Annotated in this window: 15 protein-coding genes and 1 other RNA gene; 5 read left to right on the forward strand and 11 right to left on the reverse strand. The window is 38.0% G+C overall.

The genetic code is table 11. The annotated features are described in order from the left end of the window. Positions 1-3: 3 nt before the first annotated feature. The 5 genes from IV514_RS06030 to gcvT form a co-directional block, all read right to left on the reverse strand. Complete coding sequence (locus IV514_RS06030) at positions 4-2,016, reverse strand: hypothetical protein (RefSeq protein ID WP_206484066.1); 2,013 nt, start codon at positions 2,014-2,016, stop codon at positions 4-6. Positions 2,017-2,318: 302 nt separating this feature from the next. Continuing rightward, complete coding sequence (locus IV514_RS06035; protein ID WP_206484067.1) at positions 2,319-4,631, reverse strand: hypothetical protein; 2,313 nt, start codon at positions 4,629-4,631, stop codon at positions 2,319-2,321. A 256-nt stretch (positions 4,632-4,887) separates the two neighbouring features. After that, a complete protein-coding gene (gene gcvP, locus IV514_RS06040; RefSeq protein ID WP_206484068.1) occupies positions 4,888-7,782 on the reverse strand; it encodes an aminomethyl-transferring glycine dehydrogenase in 2,895 nt (964 codons plus the stop codon). 80 nt (positions 7,783-7,862) lie between these two features. Further along, the gene (gene gcvH, locus IV514_RS06045) at positions 7,863-8,252 is read right to left on the reverse strand and encodes a glycine cleavage system protein GcvH (RefSeq protein ID WP_206484069.1); all 390 of its coding nucleotides are present in this window, start codon (positions 8,250-8,252) and stop codon (positions 7,863-7,865) included. 83 nt (positions 8,253-8,335) lie between these two features. Then, positions 8,336-9,427: a glycine cleavage system aminomethyltransferase GcvT gene (gene gcvT, locus IV514_RS06050; RefSeq protein ID WP_206484070.1), complete on the reverse strand. Its 1,092-nt coding sequence runs from the start codon at positions 9,425-9,427 to the stop codon at positions 8,336-8,338. Positions 9,428-9,881: 454 nt separating this feature from the next. Between gcvT and IV514_RS06055 the strand changes: the two genes are divergently transcribed. Together IV514_RS06055 and IV514_RS06060 are read left to right on the forward strand one after the other, a co-directional pair. Then, on the forward strand, positions 9,882-10,415 hold the full coding sequence (locus tag IV514_RS06055) for a hypothetical protein (RefSeq protein WP_206484071.1): 534 nt from the start codon (positions 9,882-9,884) through the stop codon (positions 10,413-10,415). Positions 10,416-10,598: 183 nt separating this feature from the next. Further along, on the forward strand, positions 10,599-11,048 hold the full coding sequence (locus IV514_RS06060) for a c-type cytochrome (protein WP_206484072.1): 450 nt from the start codon (positions 10,599-10,601) through the stop codon (positions 11,046-11,048). Between the two features lie 85 nt (positions 11,049-11,133). On the opposite strand, the gene IV514_RS06065 is transcribed toward IV514_RS06060, so the two are convergent. The 4 genes from IV514_RS06065 to IV514_RS06080 are packed head-to-tail and all read right to left on the reverse strand — an operon-like array spanning position 11,134 to position 15,560. Beyond that, the gene (locus tag IV514_RS06065; RefSeq protein ID WP_206484073.1) at positions 11,134-12,366 is read right to left on the reverse strand and encodes a UbiH/UbiF/VisC/COQ6 family ubiquinone biosynthesis hydroxylase; all 1,233 of its coding nucleotides are present in this window, start codon (positions 12,364-12,366) and stop codon (positions 11,134-11,136) included. A 35-nt stretch (positions 12,367-12,401) separates the two neighbouring features. Next, positions 12,402-13,616 (reverse strand): 2-octaprenyl-6-methoxyphenyl hydroxylase, encoded by a 1,215-nt coding sequence (ubiH, locus tag IV514_RS06070; protein ID WP_206484074.1) that lies wholly within the window; start codon positions 13,614-13,616, stop codon positions 12,402-12,404. Between the two features lie 39 nt (positions 13,617-13,655). Then, positions 13,656-14,981, reverse strand: coding sequence for a Xaa-Pro aminopeptidase (gene pepP, locus IV514_RS06075; protein ID WP_206484075.1), 1,326 nt, complete (start codon positions 14,979-14,981; stop codon positions 13,656-13,658). 9 nt (positions 14,982-14,990) lie between these two features. Continuing rightward, positions 14,991-15,560, reverse strand: a complete 570-nt coding sequence (locus IV514_RS06080) for a UPF0149 family protein (RefSeq protein WP_206484076.1) — start codon at positions 15,558-15,560, stop codon at positions 14,991-14,993. 223 nt (positions 15,561-15,783) lie between these two features. Between IV514_RS06080 and IV514_RS06085 the strand changes: the two genes are divergently transcribed. From IV514_RS06085 to ssrS, 3 genes are all read left to right on the forward strand, one after another. Continuing rightward, a complete protein-coding gene (locus tag IV514_RS06085) occupies positions 15,784-16,092 on the forward strand; it encodes a cell division protein ZapA (RefSeq protein ID WP_206484077.1) in 309 nt (102 codons plus the stop codon). A 27-nt stretch (positions 16,093-16,119) separates the two neighbouring features. Continuing rightward, entirely contained in the window at positions 16,120-17,331 is a 1,212-nt protein-coding gene (locus IV514_RS06090) for a tetratricopeptide repeat protein (RefSeq protein WP_206484078.1), read from the forward strand. 102 nt (positions 17,332-17,433) lie between these two features. Beyond that, positions 17,434-17,615, forward strand: a non-coding RNA gene (gene ssrS / locus IV514_RS06095) — 6S RNA. 83 nt (positions 17,616-17,698) lie between these two features. Here ssrS and IV514_RS06100 read toward each other — a convergent pair. Together IV514_RS06100 and IV514_RS06105 are read right to left on the reverse strand one after the other, a co-directional pair. Next, the gene (locus IV514_RS06100; RefSeq protein WP_206484079.1) at positions 17,699-17,857 is read right to left on the reverse strand and encodes a DUF2986 domain-containing protein; all 159 of its coding nucleotides are present in this window, start codon (positions 17,855-17,857) and stop codon (positions 17,699-17,701) included. A gap of 117 nt (positions 17,858-17,974) precedes the next feature. Beyond that, positions 17,975-19,024 (reverse strand): GGDEF domain-containing protein, encoded by a 1,050-nt coding sequence (locus tag IV514_RS06105; protein ID WP_206484080.1) that lies wholly within the window; start codon positions 19,022-19,024, stop codon positions 17,975-17,977. Positions 19,025-19,102 lie beyond the last annotated feature (78 nt).

The following is a 19,102-nucleotide window of genomic DNA, read 5'->3' on the forward strand; positions in this document are numbered from 1 at the left end:
ATTCTAACGATTACTTAAATCGCTTTTATCTTCATTATGATTCCATTCAGCGTGCTCTTGAATAGCTTCTCTAGCTAGCTCCATCAGCATTCTTTTAGTTTTATCTCCGCTATCAACTTGAAGAAGCAAGTGTGCTCTTTGATATAATAAATACAAGTCCTCATATCCGACTACCGTTGTTTCATAATTAGCTAACTCTTTCCATAATGCCAAGGCACCAGCCAACACCAGTGTCAATTGAACAATCAACATTAAGCTGCTTTCCGCAACCGAATAAGGAATTGAAATAAACAAATAATTATTTAAGTGGAGGTACTGAATAACCAAAAGACCTATTCCACTTAAGACAGAACAAATAAAAGCATATTGTGCTGAAGTAGTTAAAAGGCTAGCTGCCAACTTAGTTTTTTTAAAAATAGACTCCCTTCCTAACCAGTTATTTTTGTTATCTACTTGTAACCTGTTTTCCAAAAACTCTAACTGTGAATCAATCCAATTTTCCTTAACTTTTTTCAAGTTAGCTAAAGGGGAATGTTTCCACCAACCAATTTCAACTACCGATATTGCATGATTAATCACAGGAAACCTTTGCCGATAACGTCTTGGTAAAATAGGTTTACTCTCAGGAGGTACACTGCCTAAGTTTAAGAACCCTCTAATTCTCATAGCCTCAGCCACACTCCTATATAGTTGATATTTAGTTTTGAGCTTTTTCTTTTTAGATAACTTGATACTAGCAACACATATTATGATGCTAAGAATAATAACTTTATTAAGAGTTACCCCGGTATTTGTACCAATATAGCTGGATAGATATTCGTAAAGTACAAGCCCTATAAAAGCAGAAAAAAAGAAGATAGATGTTATCCATCTATACATGTATTGATAAACAATAGCATTCTTATCTGCCCGACTAAATATAGATTGAGCATCATACAAGCTGGATTCAAATTCACTTTTATTCGTAGCTTTTTTTTCTTGCTTACTTCTAAAAAATATTTTCCTTTTTATTGTTTGAAAAATATCTTTTAGATAGTATTTTTGTTTAAAAAACACTCTTTCCCAATAGTTTAAACTCAAATTATTTTCAGTTATTTGTTGAATGAGGATTTGAAACTCTTTTTGTAAGAACTTTTGCAATGACGATTCATTCCAATCATCACAATTATATTTTTTAGCTTCATCGGAGATGTCATTTTTTGCACAAATATATAGTTTATGCTCCGATTCTGAAGTTTCTTCAAACGGTAACAACTGTTTAAGGCAATTACTCCCCTGAGATTTATTTTTACGTTTAACAGGAATGTGATGGATAACCCCACCTTGTTGGCCATCAAAGTCACTTAGTTGCTTTAAAACTTCATTTTCAGTATTTTCAGGCCAAGAGATTTTTCTTCCCGCTGTAAAAAAAACAACGTCATGTGTTCCACCTACACCACTACCTTCGTAACCATCCCAAACAGCAATAAGAACATTACTATACTTTGCAATAAAAGCACCTAAATTTAAATATAACGATGAGCGTAACACCCCACCATCAGAGTTACTCATAGCTCGTTCATAATCATCAACATTTAAACTATTCGCAATAACAATATGATTTTTAGCGTACCTTTCAAACAATTCCTTAAACTTTTCTAATCCCGAGACCTTTGCACCATTGGTTGCCTGAAAGTCCATTTCGTAACTTTCTTTTTGCATAGGTAAACATGGAATAATCTTTATTGAGTCAGATGTTAAGGACTTTTCATTCTTAATTAACTCTTCAGCAGCATCAATTGCTAATAAATCCGCTCCTTCAGCCATCCCACTTAATAGCCAAATAGGTGTATTACCCCCAAGCCTTTCTATCCAGTATTTCAAGGCTTTTTTTATTTCATCTTTTACACCATCTAAACTAGCTTCCTTACCGGGAATATCAAGATGCTTAATATCACGGTGCCCTGAAACACCAATGATAAAAGGAAGTTTATTTGTTAAATTTGATTGAGATGAGAACAAAGATATTACTTCCATTTAATACTGTTAAAATAGGTTTAGTTATAAATTCAATCATATAACTTGATTACTTATTACTCTATTACTCTATTACTAATAAAAGATATTGTAAAATAACTACATTGAATCAGACCAAATTTTCATTTTTTATAGTGGCTGTTTCGTAATACGCTGCCAAAAAAAACATTACTAAAGCTTCACTCTAATCTTATTTCTTTGATGCCAGATAGGGCCCATGACCAGTTTTAAAATTCATATCATCGCTTGTATATGTCCCAGCACTTCGCCAATGGCAAAGTGCTTAAAACCATAAACTGAGCTTAGTCAATCATAAGTGATGGCCAAAATGCAGGGTTTATATTAAACATAGTGCCAGTGTTCTTCTTCATAACCCCTTCCATTAACTTCATACTATAATTGAAATCAAATATATATTTTACTTCACCTTGATGCTCTACACCGATAAAACCGTACCATAAAAGCAACTCAAATATGTTATCAAGACTCTCTTTTTCAATACCGTGCTCTACCAAATTTTCGTTGATTTGATCTCTTGTTAACTTAGCTGTACAACCGATAAATGCGTATAAAACATCTTCGGCATTCCGCGAAATATCAGTAATTTCATAACTTATATCAGTCAATAAATCAGTTGAGTATGCCTCAAGGCCTTTAGTAATATCATCTTCCTTTATTTGCTCGTGATTCAGGTTAATGGCAAAACTTTTACACTGACTAATCAAGTTCAATAAAAATCGAGGTCGCATTAATGAACGCTCAATCAAAAATTGAGAAGATTCTTCTCCTTTATAGTGGCTAACACAAAGCCTACGCCATAATGCTTCAAATGAGTTATCACCGTTTGCGTTGCTGTATACAATTCTAAGGCGAACCAGTTCACGTAATAGATCAGGATCTGTCCAATCTAAAAGAACTTTCGCCTCTTTCCCCCTGTCAGATGTTTCTTGAACAAGCAACTCATACACATCATTTCTAAGAAAAACGATAGTATTTACCGCTACGTTTGACCTACTGAATTGCCTTTCTATCTTTTTGGTTGCATCTATTAACGCTCTGATTATTAGTAAGTCTTCATGTTGCAATCCAGATGTTGGCCACCCCTTATCAATATTATCGAATAGTAACCAACAGGTATCTTTTCTCTTCATATAGTCAATTACTAGAGAACTGAGGGTCTTAACATCATGCGAATACAGCATTTCTGTAATATTTGGAACCGAAAGACGAACCGAACTCTCCTCACCATATTTAGATCGATACTCAGTAGAAATTTTTTCCATCAAGGCGGACATTCGCTCTGAAAAATCCCCTTCGGTAACATAACCATCCGCATTATATAGCTCAGCTAACTTTCTATACGGCTCATATAAGTTATGGTCGTGAATATGCTGTTCTCGGTCTGCTTCCAAAATTTTATAACATATTTCTAATAAGAGAACATATTCCCAAAACGCCATAATTGTATGCTGAAATGTACCCTCTTCTAAAAAGCTTAAAATTAATTCTTTAAACTTAATGAGTTTGTAACCATCTGGTTTTAAATCTAGAACTATATTATCTTTTTTGTTTCTTTCCTTATCCCTAACCTGTAAGAATATCGCTGATTTACCTGCACCTTTTCGACCAACAACAATATTTGCTTCACCGCGGAGTGACTTCAAAAACTGGTCTGTTTTTAGATAATAATTTTGGAGCGTCCTCATCTCATTTTCTGCTGAACTAGCGCCTAACTCCAAAGACTGCAAAAATGTTTCTTTAGCCTTAGGTAAAAGAACAAAATCTCTCTGGAAAGCTTCAGCTACGTCACCTGCAAAATTTGCTATTACTTCATTAATATCATTGGGGTGATATGTCGCTGTTACTAAATCCCTATAATCAATTGGCACAGGTTCCTCACCATTTTGAATCATACAGGTAGCTTTTCCTAAGCCATGAGATAACCCCGCCAAAAATGCCGCACGCATGTTATTAATATCACCACCATCATCTCCATTACTCAGAAGCGGAATAACAACACCATGAGATTGAGCCACTTGCGAAATAGCATCACTTGCAGAAAGTCTTGGCTGCTCATTTGGATCAAATGAACGAAATAGATATCTAGCTTTTTTGATTCTAGAGACAATTCGAGTAGCCCAGTCTGTTCGGTACATCCCCTCCAGCAAGTATACTGGAGATTTTGTGTTTATCTTGTTGGGAACGTTTATACACTTAAAACTATCATGTTGATTAAGAAAAGCAGCAAGTTCATCAGAGTTTTGATACTCTCTGTAACCTAGTGTATCAAATATCCCAACTTCTCTTATTGAGGGCGATTGTTCTCGAATACTCTTATTCTTTGTCAGTAATAGCTTTTTACCTTTTCCTATTGCAAACCCTGCTTCATAAGTAACATTGAAATTAAGAACCGATATGTCAGCAACAACAAAATCTGACTCATCAATACTTTGCAAGACTTCGCTTGCAATAAAGCTTCCAACTATATCCATCTCAGTCCAAGACTGTATGTTTACTTTCGAACGGTTCAACTTAGCTAGGGCGGATTCGATCGTTTGTCCAATAGGGAAGGGTTGAACCGGAAAGACGTAAAATCCATTTTTAACTTCTGACATTTCAATCTCTTATTCTTTTATTAATCATAAGATATTGCCACGGCAAGAAGTAATTAGAAAGCTTCAATATAGATTTTCCTCTTCAAGCTTGATCTATCGTAAATTTAAAAACAACAATCAAGCCAGTTTACATAAGCTTTAAAATAAAAAAGGTGGCTAAAGCCACCTTTTCACAAACTTTCGATCACAAACTTAATTCTAAGTCACAAACTTTATTAAAACGTTCACAAACTTAATTAAGCATCGACAACAGTAGTTACGAGTCTTGATACGTCTCTATCGCAGGACAACTACAGATCAAATTTCGATCCCCATAAACGTCATCAATACGGTTAACCGTTGGCCAGAACTTGTTCGCGGCAGCCGCTGGTACTGGGAATACGGCTTCTGCAATGGAGTATGCGCGCTCCCATGTATCTGTGATATCGGCTAAAGTATGCGGAGCATTGTGTAACGGGTTATCTTCCGCAGTCCATTCCCCTTGCTCTACTTTACGTATTTCATCACGAATTGAGCTCATCGCTTCAACGAAACGATCTAATTCCACCTTAGACTCAGATTCGGTTGGTTCAATCATTAATGTGCCCGCCACTGGGAATGACATCGTTGGTGAGTGAAAACCGTAATCTTGTAAACGCTTAGCCACATCCATTTCAGTAATACCTGAGGTTTCTTTTAATGGACGTAAATCAACAATACATTCATGGGCAACACGACCATTTTTACCGGTATATAAAATCGGATAATGTTGGCTCAGTTTTGTTGCTAAATAATTGGCATTCGTGATGGCGTATTTCGTTGCATCTGTGACACCTTTTTTACCTAACATGGCAATATAAAGGTATGAAATACATAAAATACCTGCACTACCGTATGGCGCAGCAGATACAGCACCGTTACCTTTGGTGGTTTCATCAACGTTAACTAAGCTGTGATCCGGTAAAAATGGCGCTAAATGAGATTTCACACCAATTGGCCCCATACCAGGACCGCCACCACCATGTGGAATAGCGAACGTTTTATGCAAGTTAAGGTGTGATACATCAGCACCAATATGCCCAGGTGAAGTTAAACCAACTTGGGCGTTCATGTTGGCACCATCAAGATATACTTGACCACCATGTTCATGAACAATATTACAAATTTCTGCAATGGTCGTTTCATATACACCGTGCGTTGACGGGTAAGTGATCATGATACAAGCTAAGTTGTCAGCTAACTCACTTGCTTTCGCACGTAAGTCATCCATATCAACATTACCTTCTTTATCACAAGCAACTACCACGACTTTCATCCCCACCATTTGCGCAGAGGCAGGGTTAGTGCCGTGAGCAGAAGAAGGAATTAAACACACGTTACGATGACCTTCGCCACGGCTTTCATGGTATTTATGAATCGCGATAAGACCAGCATATTCACCTTGCGCACCAGAGTTTGGCTGCATTGAAATGTTGTCATAGCCGGTCAATTCAACCAACCATTTGCCCAGCTCATCGATCATCTGCTTATAACCTTGTGCTTGATCGGTTGGCGCAAACGGATGCATGTTAGCAAATTCAGGCCATGATACTGGGATCATCTGTGCGGTCGCATTTAATTTCATCGTACACGAACCTAATGAAATCATTGAATGGTTTAATGCTAAATCTTTATTTTCTAACTTTTTGATATAACGTAACATTTCTGTTTCGCTATGATATGAGTTAAATACTGGGTGAGTCAGTATTTCTGATTCACGTACTAAAGACTCAGGAATTGACGGTGTGTCTAATACCCTTACTTCTGCATCTAACAACTCAATATCTAAACCGTGCTCATCACCAAATAGTACGTTGAACAAGGTACTTAAATCATCACGCGTGGTCGTTTCATCAAGCGAGATACTAATTTGGTTTTTCACATCAACACGGAAGTTAACACCGTTAGCTAATGCTCGTGTCACGATCTCTGCTTTTAATCCTTCAGATAAGTTAAACGTAAGCGTATCGAAATAGCTACCATGTAAAGGCGTTAAGCCTTTGGTGTTAGCTGCATGCGCTAAAATATCGGCAAAACGGTGGATACGTGTTGCAATTGTTTTTAACCCTTGAGGACCATGATACACCGCATAAAATGCAGCCATATTGGCTAATAATACTTGCGCAGTACAAATGTTTGAATTGGCTTTTTCACGGCGAATATGTTGTTCACGCGTTTGCATTGCCATACGCAGTGCGTTATTACCACGCGTATCTTTTGAAACACCAATAATACGGCCAGGTAAAGAACGTTTGTATTTATCAGATGTTGTGAAAAATGCCGCATGAGGACCACCATAGCCCATTGGTACACCAAAACGTTGGGTAGACCCAATAACCGCATCAGCACCCAGTTCACCTGGTGATTTTAATAATACTAAGCTCATGATGTCGGCAGCAACAGCAACAATCCCTTTTTTCTCATGAACTTTGGCAATTAACTCAGAAAGATCACGCACTTCCCCCGTTGCCGTTGGGTATTGTAACAAGGCGCCAAATACATCGTGATTAACCACATCATCCGTATCTCCTTCAATGATGTCAAAACCAAACATTTCTGCACGTTGCTTCACTACGTCAATCGTTTGTGGGTATGTATCAGAAGAAATAAAGAATGCGTTTGATTTCTTGTTTTTAGAAACACGCTTTGCCAATGCCATGGCTTCTGCAGCAGCCGTACCTTCATCAAGTAATGACGCTGATGCTAGGTCTAAACCCGTTAGATCTAAACACATTTGTTGGAAGTTTAATAATGACTCTAAACGCCCTTGCGCAATTTCAGGTTGATATGGTGTATAAGCAGTATACCAGCCTGGATTTTCTAATACGTTACGTAAAATAACATTGGGTGTTAATGTGCCATAATAGCCTAAACCAATATAGCTAGTGTTCACTGTATTTAACTGGGCGACAGCTTTTAAATCAGTTAACGCTTTAACTTCTGTTTTACTTTCTTCAATATTTGGTAAATCAGCTAAGCGAATATCGCTTGGTACAATTTCATTGATTAAGGCATCAACAGACTCAGCGCCAATATCATTTAACATGGCTTGCGTTTGTGCCTGATTTGGGCCGATATGACGGCGAATAAAATCTTGAGTTTGCTCTAATTCATATAACGATTGAGTAGTCATAAAACAGGTTCACTATAAATGTATAAAAAAGAAAGCCCCAAACTGCTGTTCAGGGCTTTTAACTATTTGTTAATTAACGATTAGTCTTCATCGATTGAGCTTGCATAACCTTCAGCATCTAATAATGCTTCAAGCTCGCTCTCATCATCCAATTTCACTTTGAACAACCAACCATCACCAAAAGCATCTGAGTTAACTAATTCAGGTGAATCTTCTAAGTCTTCATTAACTTCAACAATTTCACCAGATACTGGTGCATAGATGTCTGAAGCCGCTTTTACTGATTCAGCAACGGCAACATCATCACCTGTGCTTACATTTTCACCCACTTCAGGTAGCTCAACAAAAACCATATCGCCTAGTAGATCTTGCGCATGCTCAGTGATACCAACAGTAACGATACCGTCACCTTCATTACGTACCCATTCATGCGAAGTTGCGTATTTTAACTCTGAAGGAATGTTGCTCATTTTTTTGTCCTAATGTTTATGTATTTTTATCAAAAATTTATACTGTGCCCTACTCAAATATTGACTATAGAGCATGTTAAAAATTAATCCAACTGGCTTTTACCGTTTCGTACAAAACTTGGCTTGACCACTTTAACTTTAACCAACTTTTTACGCATTTCAACTTCAACTTCATCACCTACTTTCACACTACGAGGAACGCGTGCCATGGCAATTGAATGCTGTAATGTTGGTGAGAATGTACCTGAGGTGATTACTCCTTCACCACTATCGGTTACAACTTTTAAGCCTGTACGTAATACGCCTTTATCTGTCATCACTAAACCAACTAACTTAGGTTGATTGCCTGCTTCGCGTTGAGCAGCTAACACTTCACGACCAATAAAGTTACGCTCTTCTGGTTCCCAGCTAATTGTCCATGCCATATTAGCCGCCAATGGCGATACAGTTTCGTCCATATCTAACCCGTAAAGGTTCATACCCGCTTCTAAACGAAGCGTATCACGAGCGCCTAAGCCACAAGGTGCAACACCAGCATCAATTAACTGCTGCCATAAATCAGCTGCTTGCTCTTGTGGAACCACAATTTCATAGCCATTTTCACCGGTATAGCCGGTTGTTGCGATAAATAAATTACCCGCTTGCACACCAAAAAATGGTTTCATTCCATCCACTGCTTGTGTTTGTTCAGCAGTTAAAATAGTGGCTACTTTAGCTTTCGCTTGTGGGCCTTGCACAGCGATCATGCCAAATTCAGGACGCTCGGTAATGGTAATATCAAAACCTTGTGCTTGTTGATTCATCCACGCTAAATCTTTTTCACGAGTCGCTGAGTTAACCACTAAACGATATTCTGTGTCAGAAAAAAAGTAGATGATCAAATCATCAATTACACCGCCTTGTTCATTACACATTCCGGTGTAAAGCGCTTTACCAGCTACATCTAGTTTAGCAACATCATTAATGACTAAACGGCGTAAATAAGCTTTTGCATCACTACCTGCTACATCCACAATGGTCATATGTGAAACATCAAACATACCCGCATCTTTGCGTACTGCATGATGTTCTTCCATTTGAGAGCCATAATTAATTGGCATTTCCCAACCGTGGAAATCCACCATTTTTGCACCTGCTTCAAGATGCTTTTCATGTAATACGGTTTTATTAGTCATTGTAAAAATTCCAGTGTGATAGCAGTAATAACCTTAGTGCAAACCTCCAGTGTTCACCTAAAGCTAAGTGTTTACAAATTTGCGCTAAGTATAGCGAGGAGACTTTGTTGATTCAACAAGTAAATAGCAAGAGTGCAAATTAAAAACCATTTAAATGCGTTAATAAAAATTTTATTCGAAAACTATTACCTTTTGAAAATATTTATCAGTTTGTTAATGGCTAAATAAGACAAGACCAAACATTATTGTGCTTATTCCATTCAACCAAAGATAATTATATATTGTAGAACAACACCATGGCGTTAAAATGTCTTTTATCATAGAAAGGTTAAACTGTTATAAGAACACGATAACAACTGGTTCCCCAAAATATTCTTGAAAATGTATAAGATAGATAACAAACTAAATGTAATAGGCAAGATCTTGTCAGTATGACAGTTTAAGGATCATCAGTATGAGTGGCATTGATATTCAACAATTAATTAAATCAGCAACAAAGGGTGATACCGTTGATTTAAAAGCAATCTGTCAAAAGCTCAAAATCAAAATCAAACTTGATGATGATTTAAAAGACTATTGCAAAGTTGGTCTAGATAAAAAGCGTCATACCACCATTTGGTTGAATAGCTCGCTTGATCGCAAGATGAAATACACTTTTGTGGCCATTGCCACTGCCGAGTTGATAATAGATCCTATTCGTGTCAGTGAACAAGGGGTCACATACGATGTGTTCTTTTTAAGAGAATTACACCAAAACAAAGCCACTAAGTTAATTATGCTCGCCACACGTTTAGCGGTGCCAGAGCATATTATTGAACATTTATCCGACGACTTAGATATGCAATTTACCAAAAATAACGCCTTCAATAAATTTGACAGTGATGCTTATATCGCAAATGCTGAGTATATCCCTGAATTTCTTCGCTGCGTGATCAAAGAAAGCTCAAGCAAGTTTTTACTCAATAATGTTAGCGCTAAATTTCACTAAATTAGGCCTTAAACCAAACTTCTTCAGCACAGCACCATCACACTTGCTGCTACTACTCAAACCTTGCTCACCCTAATATTTCCACCGTGTAAAACATCAGTAAATTTCTATTTATTCTTTATTAAAATCAGATTTTTAGTCTATGTTTGTTAGTAACAACTAAAGATAAGAGGAATTTACACAATGAAATACATAATTACTGTGGGAGTTATTCTTTGTTTATTATTAATAACCAGTTGTGAGAAAGGTGTTGATTCCCCTCGAGGCTTTAGCCTACCTCAAGGTAATGCTGAATTAGGAAAACAAGTATTTATTAAGTATCAATGTAATGGCTGTCATCAATTAGATGATATAGCACAACCTGAAGATGCTGAATTTGCCATTAAACTGGGCGGTAAAAAGACGAAAGTTAAAACCTATGCAGAGTTATTAACCTCAGTGATCAATCCATCACATAAATTTGCACGAGGCTATCCTTTAGCTGAGATCCAACAAGATGGTAAATCCAAGATGAAAGTATTTAATGATGTCATGACCGTTAGTGAGCTGATTAATTTAGTCACTTTTATACAGCCGCATTATGAATTACTGCCTTACAAAACAACAAATTATCAGTATTACAGCTACCGTTAACCCCCAAAACAGCTTAGACGATACAACAAAGGAAGCACCAAGGCGCTTCCTTTGTTATTTTCATCATTGATGTGGCTAGCAAAAACTACAACGCTTTTGCTAATGTCGGCAGCTGACCTTTATAACCGAGCGCTTGTTTAATCATTAGACTTTTAACAGGAGGAAGTTGATTAATCACACTCAAACCTAAGCCTCGCAACAGTTTAATTGGCTGCTGTTGCGGGGTAAACGCCTGTTTGATCCCCTCCATTGCGGCGATCATTTCCATTGCATCTGATTTTCGCCAGCGTTGATAGTGATTTAACGCTATGGAGCTAAACTCATTATCATCATCTGCACATGACTCCGTTAATGTTTGTGCCAGCGCCGCAGCGTCTAACAAACCTAAGTTGACACCTTGACCAGCTAGAGGGTGTATCGTGTGGGCGGCATCTCCTACTAACACCACTTTATCTTTCACCACTTCTTGCGCAAAACGCATGGTTAACGGATAGGTATACCGTTCACTCACTAACGAAGTTTGGCCAAGTTTACCATCAGAGGCAGCACTTAACGCTTTAGCAAACTCTTGCGCAGGTAATGCACAAAGACGCTTAGCTTCATCGGGTGAGGTGGACCAAACAATAGAGCACAAGTCACTACCCTGCTGCCTTAGCGATAAAGGTAAAAAAGCCAGCGGTCCTTCAGGCAAAAATACTTGCCAAGCGGTATTATTATGCCCTTGCGGTGTTTTTACAGTGGCAACAATGGCATGATGATCATAATCCCTAAAGGTTAATGAAAACTGCATTTGCTCTCTGACCCAAGAACGTGCCCCATCCGCGCCAACAACTAGTTTAGCCGTAATAGGTGCTTGTTGGCTAAAGCTGGCAAACACTTCACTTTGCCCGATACTGATATTGCTCAATTGCTCTTGAGTATAAAAACTGATCCCGTCATCCTGCTCGGCTTTTTGCCATAACGCTTGGCGGATCACACTATTTTCAATGATCCAGCCTAATTGACCTTTATGTTGACGCTCAGACAAATCATCAAGGCAGAAATCTAATTGTCCGTAGCCAGCCTTATCCCAAATATGCATGTGCTGGTATGGCTGAATTCGTTGGCTTTCGATTGCCGTCCATACGCCCAAGTTTTCAAATAATTGCTGGCTAACGGCATTAATCGCACTCACTCTAACATCAGCGTCTTGACCGAGTTTGGCTAATGGTTGAGTATCAACAATGGCAACGGTTAACGCACTGCTTTGGCGAATGGCTAACGCAGTGGTTAACCCCACCATGCCACCACCAACAATTAAAACATCATACTTTTGCATGTAAATCTCTTTTGTTTATCATCATTTCACTCCCCTTAATAACCCATGGTTTTATTAACAAAGGTATTTTTTAATGGCGTGAAATAATTTAATACTTTTAAGCCGACATTACGTCCTGCTACTAATGGCGGTAACTCATTAGAAAATAGCGTCACCAAGGAGTCCGTTAAATCAATCACACTTTGATGATCTCTCGCTCGTTGCTCTGCGTAGGCAGCTAAATTAGAAAATCCCCCAATATCATTAGCGTCAGCAAGTTGGTTGGCTATCATATGGCTAAGCGCGGCAACGTCCCTCAACCCTAAGTTAAAACCTTGTCCCGCAATCGGGTGAATGGTATGAGAAGCGTTACCCACCAACACCATACGATGAAATACTTGCTCCTTCGCCCTGACTAAATGCAGAGGATATACTACTCGTTGCCCTACTTTATCCACGGTGCCTAACCAACGACCGAAAGCATTAGTTAATGCGTGACTAAATTCAGCGGCCGATAATGACATTAATGTTTGAGCCTGTTCAGGGCGAACTGTCCACACAACCGAGCATTTATGGCTATTTTGTGAACCATCAGTCAATGGTAACATGGCAATGGGGCCAGTCTCAGTAAAGCGCTCATAAGCAACATGGTGATGAGGCTTTGCCATAGTAACATTAACTATTAACGCTGATTGTTCATATGCTTTAGTGCTTGAAGCAATATTGGCATATTGTCGACATTTAGATTGTGCGCCATCACACGCAAGTAATAATTGAGCTGATATCGCTTGCTCTGACGCCAACAGCATGTCAACGTGTGAAACTTGCCAGTTAACTGACGTAATAGTATCAGGGCAAAACCACGTGATATTGACAAATTGTGCTGCACAATAAAGCAAGGCCTTACCTAAAAGAGACATTTCCACCACATAACCTAACGCAGAAACTTGATGGCTATCAGCATTAATTCTAGCTTTGCCATATTTACCGCGATCGGAAATATGAATCTGGTTGATCGGCGCAGCATTTTGCCCCAGCTCTTGCCACACACCTAACGATTGCAGATAACTGACACTGCCATGAGAAAGCGCTAATACTCTGGAGTCAAAGGTTAACGACACGTCATCATGCAGCGCATTATTTTCAACTATGGCTATTGACAGTTTGCTACCATCTTGTTTGGTTAATGGCGCCAAACTAATCGCAGACAAAACGCCTGATAAACCGCCGCCTGCGATGACTACGTCAAAATGTTGCTTGGTATCACTCACAAATATCTCGTACTTTGGTTTGTTGTTTTATTCAAACAATTATTTATTCATTAATTGCTCTATCTCTTGGATAGATTTTGGCGCATTTGTCGTTAAATTTTCATGACCTTGATCAGTGACTAAGACATTATCTTCAATTCTGATCCCTATACCACGCCATTGTTCTTCTACATCAAGATCATCTTTAGCAAAATACAACCCTGGTTCAATGGTCAACACCATACCAGGTTCAAATGCTCTTAGTTGTTTACGGTTTTCAACTTGGTAATCACCCACATCATGTACATCAAGCCCTAACCAATGACCTAAGCCATGAATAAAATACTTTTTACATGCGCCATCAGCAATTAATTCAGTTAACTGGCCGTTCAATATGCCTAAGTCAATCAAGCCCTGAGTTAAGATCTCAATACAAAGTTCATTCAATTTCGCTAAGGTTTGCCCGGGTTTGATGGCATTAATACATTGTTCTTGCGCGTCTAACACCAACTGATACAGTGCTTTTTGTTGCTCAGTAAATCGTCCATTGATCGGAAAGGTTCGGGTAATATCGGCAGCATAGCCAGCAAGCTCACCACCAGCATCAATTAACAATAATTCACCATCTGCTAACGGATCGCAATTATCGGTGTAATGTAAAATGGTGGCATTTTCACCACCAGCAACAATCGAATTATACGCGGCATGACGCGCACCATGACGGGCAAACTCATGTAATAATTCTGCTTCAATTTGATACTCAAATACGCCCCCATGAGTTTTTTTCATCGCCCGTTGATGCGCCTTACCACTTATTTGATTCACTTGCCGCATGATGTCAATTTCAGCCGATGATTTGATCAAACGCAGCTCATTGAGCAATGGTTGAACATCAATCAGTGATTGTGGTGCTTTAATCCCTTGACGAGATTGTCCTTTCACTTGTGCAAGCCAATGCATCAGTTGCGTATCAAAGGCTTTTTGATGTCCTCGACAATAATAAACCGCACACTTATTAGCAAGATGCTCTATGGCGATATCTTCAAGCTGTGCTAATTCAAAAGCCTGATCAAATTGATAGTCTTTTTGGGCATTTTCTGCCCCCACTCGCCTGCCATGCCAAACTTCTGCTAATGGATCTTTGGCTAGACAAAATAAGACACTGTGACAGGAATCAGATTTTACCAACATCAGCACAGCATCAGGTTCATTAAAACCAGTTAAATAATAAAACCCTTTGTCTTGGCAAAATAAGTATTCAGTGTCATTGCTTCGAGTTACTTCACTATTGGCAGAAAAAAATGCAATGCTGTTATCTTGCATTTGCGCCAGTACTTTGGCACGTCGCGCAGCAAATTCACCAACAGGCATTAAGGTATGCTTCATCACTCCCCCTTAATGCAAAGTGTCAGATGTATCTTTAGTTTCTGGCGGTGTACCTAATTCGGTAAAACATAACAACGCAGAAATTCTGACATATTCAGCAATTTCAAAATAGGCTTGTTCTGTAGTTTCATCTTCTTCAATTTCATCAGAAAGATTGGCAATTTCGGCGAAATCACTCAGCACTTCTTTTACGTCATCAGAAAATTTCGCCGTTTTAGTTTGTTGTAAACCAAAGCCTAAATTAAAGCCTTGTACCCAAGCTCCCAACGCATGACCTCGCTCAACCAAAGAGTCATCATCATCAGGCAGTAACAAATTAAAACTATAAGAATCGTCAAGTATGGTTTGCCACACTTGGCCGAACATCAATTTGGTGGTCGTACGCACTTTATTTGGCAAGGGTTCACCATTATTAAACACATCATTTAACATGCTTAAATAATCGCTATTCTCAAAATGGTAGCCCGCACACACTAAGCCAGTTAACACGCCGTGCAACTCGGCCGCATGAATTTTTATATCTTCGGTGGTAATGATCGCTTGTACTGAAGCGAAGTCTAAAGGATTATTGTCTGTCATTTGCTCAATATATTAGCCAAATTTTATATCGCTTTATCCTACCATTGCACCGCTCATAAAACTATTGAAGAATAATACAAAATCGCGCTTGCACTTGTGATCGTGCACCGTTATAGTTCATTTTGATGCTAGTAAGCTAAAACTGTATGTTTTACAGTCAAATAGCAAACTTAGTAATGTATTTGAACTGTCATTAATCGTTAACCAGAGTCGCTGTACTTTTATGAATCAACATAATGTAACAATTGAAGTGGCGAACCGCCGACTAAAAGTTGCTTGCCCGCAAGGACAAGAATCTGCATTGTTACAAGCAGCAGAAGAAGTTAACCAACGATTAAATAACGATAAACAAAAGGGACAGTCGTTAAAGACCCCCGAGCAAACCATGTTAATGACGGCGCTCAATTTAGCGAATGATTATTTGACTCAACAACGCAAATTTGAACAAGAGAAAAAAGCATTACACAGCCAAATAGACCTATTACAACAAACCATTGAACAAGCAGTAAAACAGCCAAAGAAAAAAGCTTAAGCCAATTTTCGTGTTTATGGAGGAAACATGAATAACAGACAACGAGGTCTTATACTTACTCTACTCTCTCTTGTTTTTCTTATATTTTATTACTTTGTTTATCTTCCAAACCATTCTGAAAATAATACAAACGCCGCAGTACAAAATAAATCAGTGCTGCAACAAAAGGCAACAATAAATACAACTAAAGTAAAAAAGCCTCCCTTGCAAACAGAAAACGCTCAACCTGCCGAAAACAAAGAAGAAAATAACGGAACTAAGATAGAAAAGACAGAATTCAATGACATGATCAGCTGCGAACCTTCATCAATATTGGATGAAAAAACGGTATTAAATTTAGAGTCACAACTATTAAAACAATTAGATATAACTCTGCCAAATGAACAGTTAATGAGTATTTTACTGTCTGATAAGGCGAAAAGATACGATGAAAGTGGTCAACAAAAAGCCGAAGCTAAACGCCTTAAAGATCACCAAGAATATACTGACTCTCTTTTTAATTTTTACCAACAGTACCCTGATAACACCATAGCCTATTCACACTTATTATCTGCTTGTTTACAAAACAATTACCGTTATTGTGATGACAGTTTATTTAAGCAAATAACGGCTTTTGACGATAATGGTGAACTCTGGCTCAAATTAGCCATGATTTTACTAAAACAAGGGGAAATTGAACAAGCCAACAATGTCCTTCTACATGCAAGCCAAGCGGATAAGTTTACAGGATATTATCATGAGCAAATCGCATTATTTTATCAAACGGCAAGTAAATATTTTCTAACAAGTACTGACAACGCAAACCTTATTTGGCTCAGCTTTAATCTTGATAGCTTTACTTCCGGTTTTCTTGGTCCAGTAAACTATTGCCGTAGTGCTGAGGTAAACTCAGTACTTGCAGAAACTTGCTTTGAACTAGGGCAACAAATGAAAAACAACAGTCAATCAATGCTGGGCACTATGGTTGGTATAGGATTAATGAAAACCTATTATGAAAAGCACAACTTTAAGGAACTTGCCCTAGAAGTGATAAAAGAGAAGCCTTTTAACAAAGAATCAAGGAGCCGATTTAACCAAGCAAGTAATGTCATGTTTTTTGATCCATCACTGTTCATACAATGGCTAGATAGTGGGCTGAATTACGGCGAAGCAAAAGCGAATCAACAATTGATTGATGAAGTCATTTGGCGATCAAAAGATCCTAATTACCAACCCTGCCCAAATATTCAAAATCAATAAGTGGTTAAAGATAAGTCAATTAGCTTGTTCTATCACCACTTGGTATAGATTAATCGAAAAAAGACTTAATGACGCCACTAATATTCGCTATAATTAGCATTAAGTCTTCTGGGGTGTTTGTATGTTGACTATGTCCCTGAGCCGATAAGTATTACCTAAGGAAGTTAATTAATTACTATTGCGCAAGCCCGGCTCGTATCGGGAAGCCTACGGCAGTTAAGCAATTTCCGCCCTGAACACAAGGTGTTCAGGACTAAAGTTGGCTGCGGCATTCTGGAAGACTAACTCCTTTTAAAAACACCTGTTCTCCCCTAGTAACAATACCGATTAATCGATATTAACCATCAGCACAGAATAAGCTTATTCGCTACTCGTGCAATGTATCGTTTTCAGTTTGCTCAAGTGCAGCTAGTTTTTCCCTTTCAGCTTTAGAAATGTAACGAGGTTTATTATTTTTATGTAGTTTTGCGTTCGCTTTTTTAGCTTTCTTTTTTAATGTTTCGTTAATTTTCTTTTTACGGTTCATCGCAACACAACACCTTATTTTGACTAATGCTCAAGCGAAAGCCATCTCTTTAAACACGACAACAACACACTTTCACTTGATATAAACTTGCTCACGGTTTATCGGTATGACAAACAGTTAAAATAACTCAATTTCACCTTCTTCAGCATTGTCGGATATTAGGCTCATTTTGACCAATGTTTCATAACTACAAACACGATTTCGACCACTTTCTTTTGCGTAATATAGGGCTTTATCAGCATTATCAAAGACAGTTTTAGGGTGATCTTTTTCAGATATTTTAGCAAAACCACAACTAATTGTGATGCGTTCTACCATAGGAAAGGGATGCCCTTCAACAATATCTTTAAATTTAACTAACACATTTTCTGCCTGCTCAAACGAAATAGGCTCTAAAATAATGACAAACTCTTCACCACCAAAACGAAACAGTAAATCATTTTTTCTAAAAGATTTTTGCATCAATTGTGACAAACTCAATAACACTTCATCACCATAAAGATGACCATACTTATCGTTAACCTTTTTAAATAAATCAATATCGATAATGGCTAACCAAGAGTGTGTTTCATGGGTTACTAAGCGAGCATTTTCATCTTCCATACGACCTTGATGCTCACTTCCTTGTTGAGTCGCTTGCTGGTTTTTTAATAACGAATTTAATTTATTATCATAGGTTCTACGATTATATAGGCCAGTTAAACTATCCACTTCACTAAACGACAAAATGGTATAAAAGTTATTACACACCTTAGTGATAGCACTGAGCATATCGAGCTTTTTCTTAAAGTTCTTGGGAGATGAAATTTCAATGCCGTAAACAATTTTACCGTCTATTTCGATAGGGATAAACACATGATATCGACCATCATCGGTGCTAAATTCTGTCAGCTGAGTTAAGCTTTTTTGATACTCATCTATATATTGTAAAGAAGAGGAAGGTAAGTCCACTTCCCACTGGTATTGTTCCCCTTTTTTGTTCGATTTATCTATGGTTAAAGAAGTGACACACTGATACCCTACTTCGGCAAAAGCAGAATATCTAAACAAGGCAACAATAGATTTAGGTATTATTTCAGCTATCGTAGCAACAACACTTACACTAAACTCATCTGAGTCTTGTTTCTTGGTTATTTTAATAATTGATTCAAATACTTCTTCATACATAGACGTTAATGAAACATTAAAGTTATTCTCTTAAGAATAAGACAAACTGAATAAAACCCAAAATAGTTATAAGTACAT

Source organism: Thalassotalea sp. G2M2-11 (genome assembly GCF_017168195.1).
In the GTDB taxonomy this organism is placed as follows: domain Bacteria; phylum Pseudomonadota; class Gammaproteobacteria; order Enterobacterales; family Alteromonadaceae; genus Thalassotalea_E.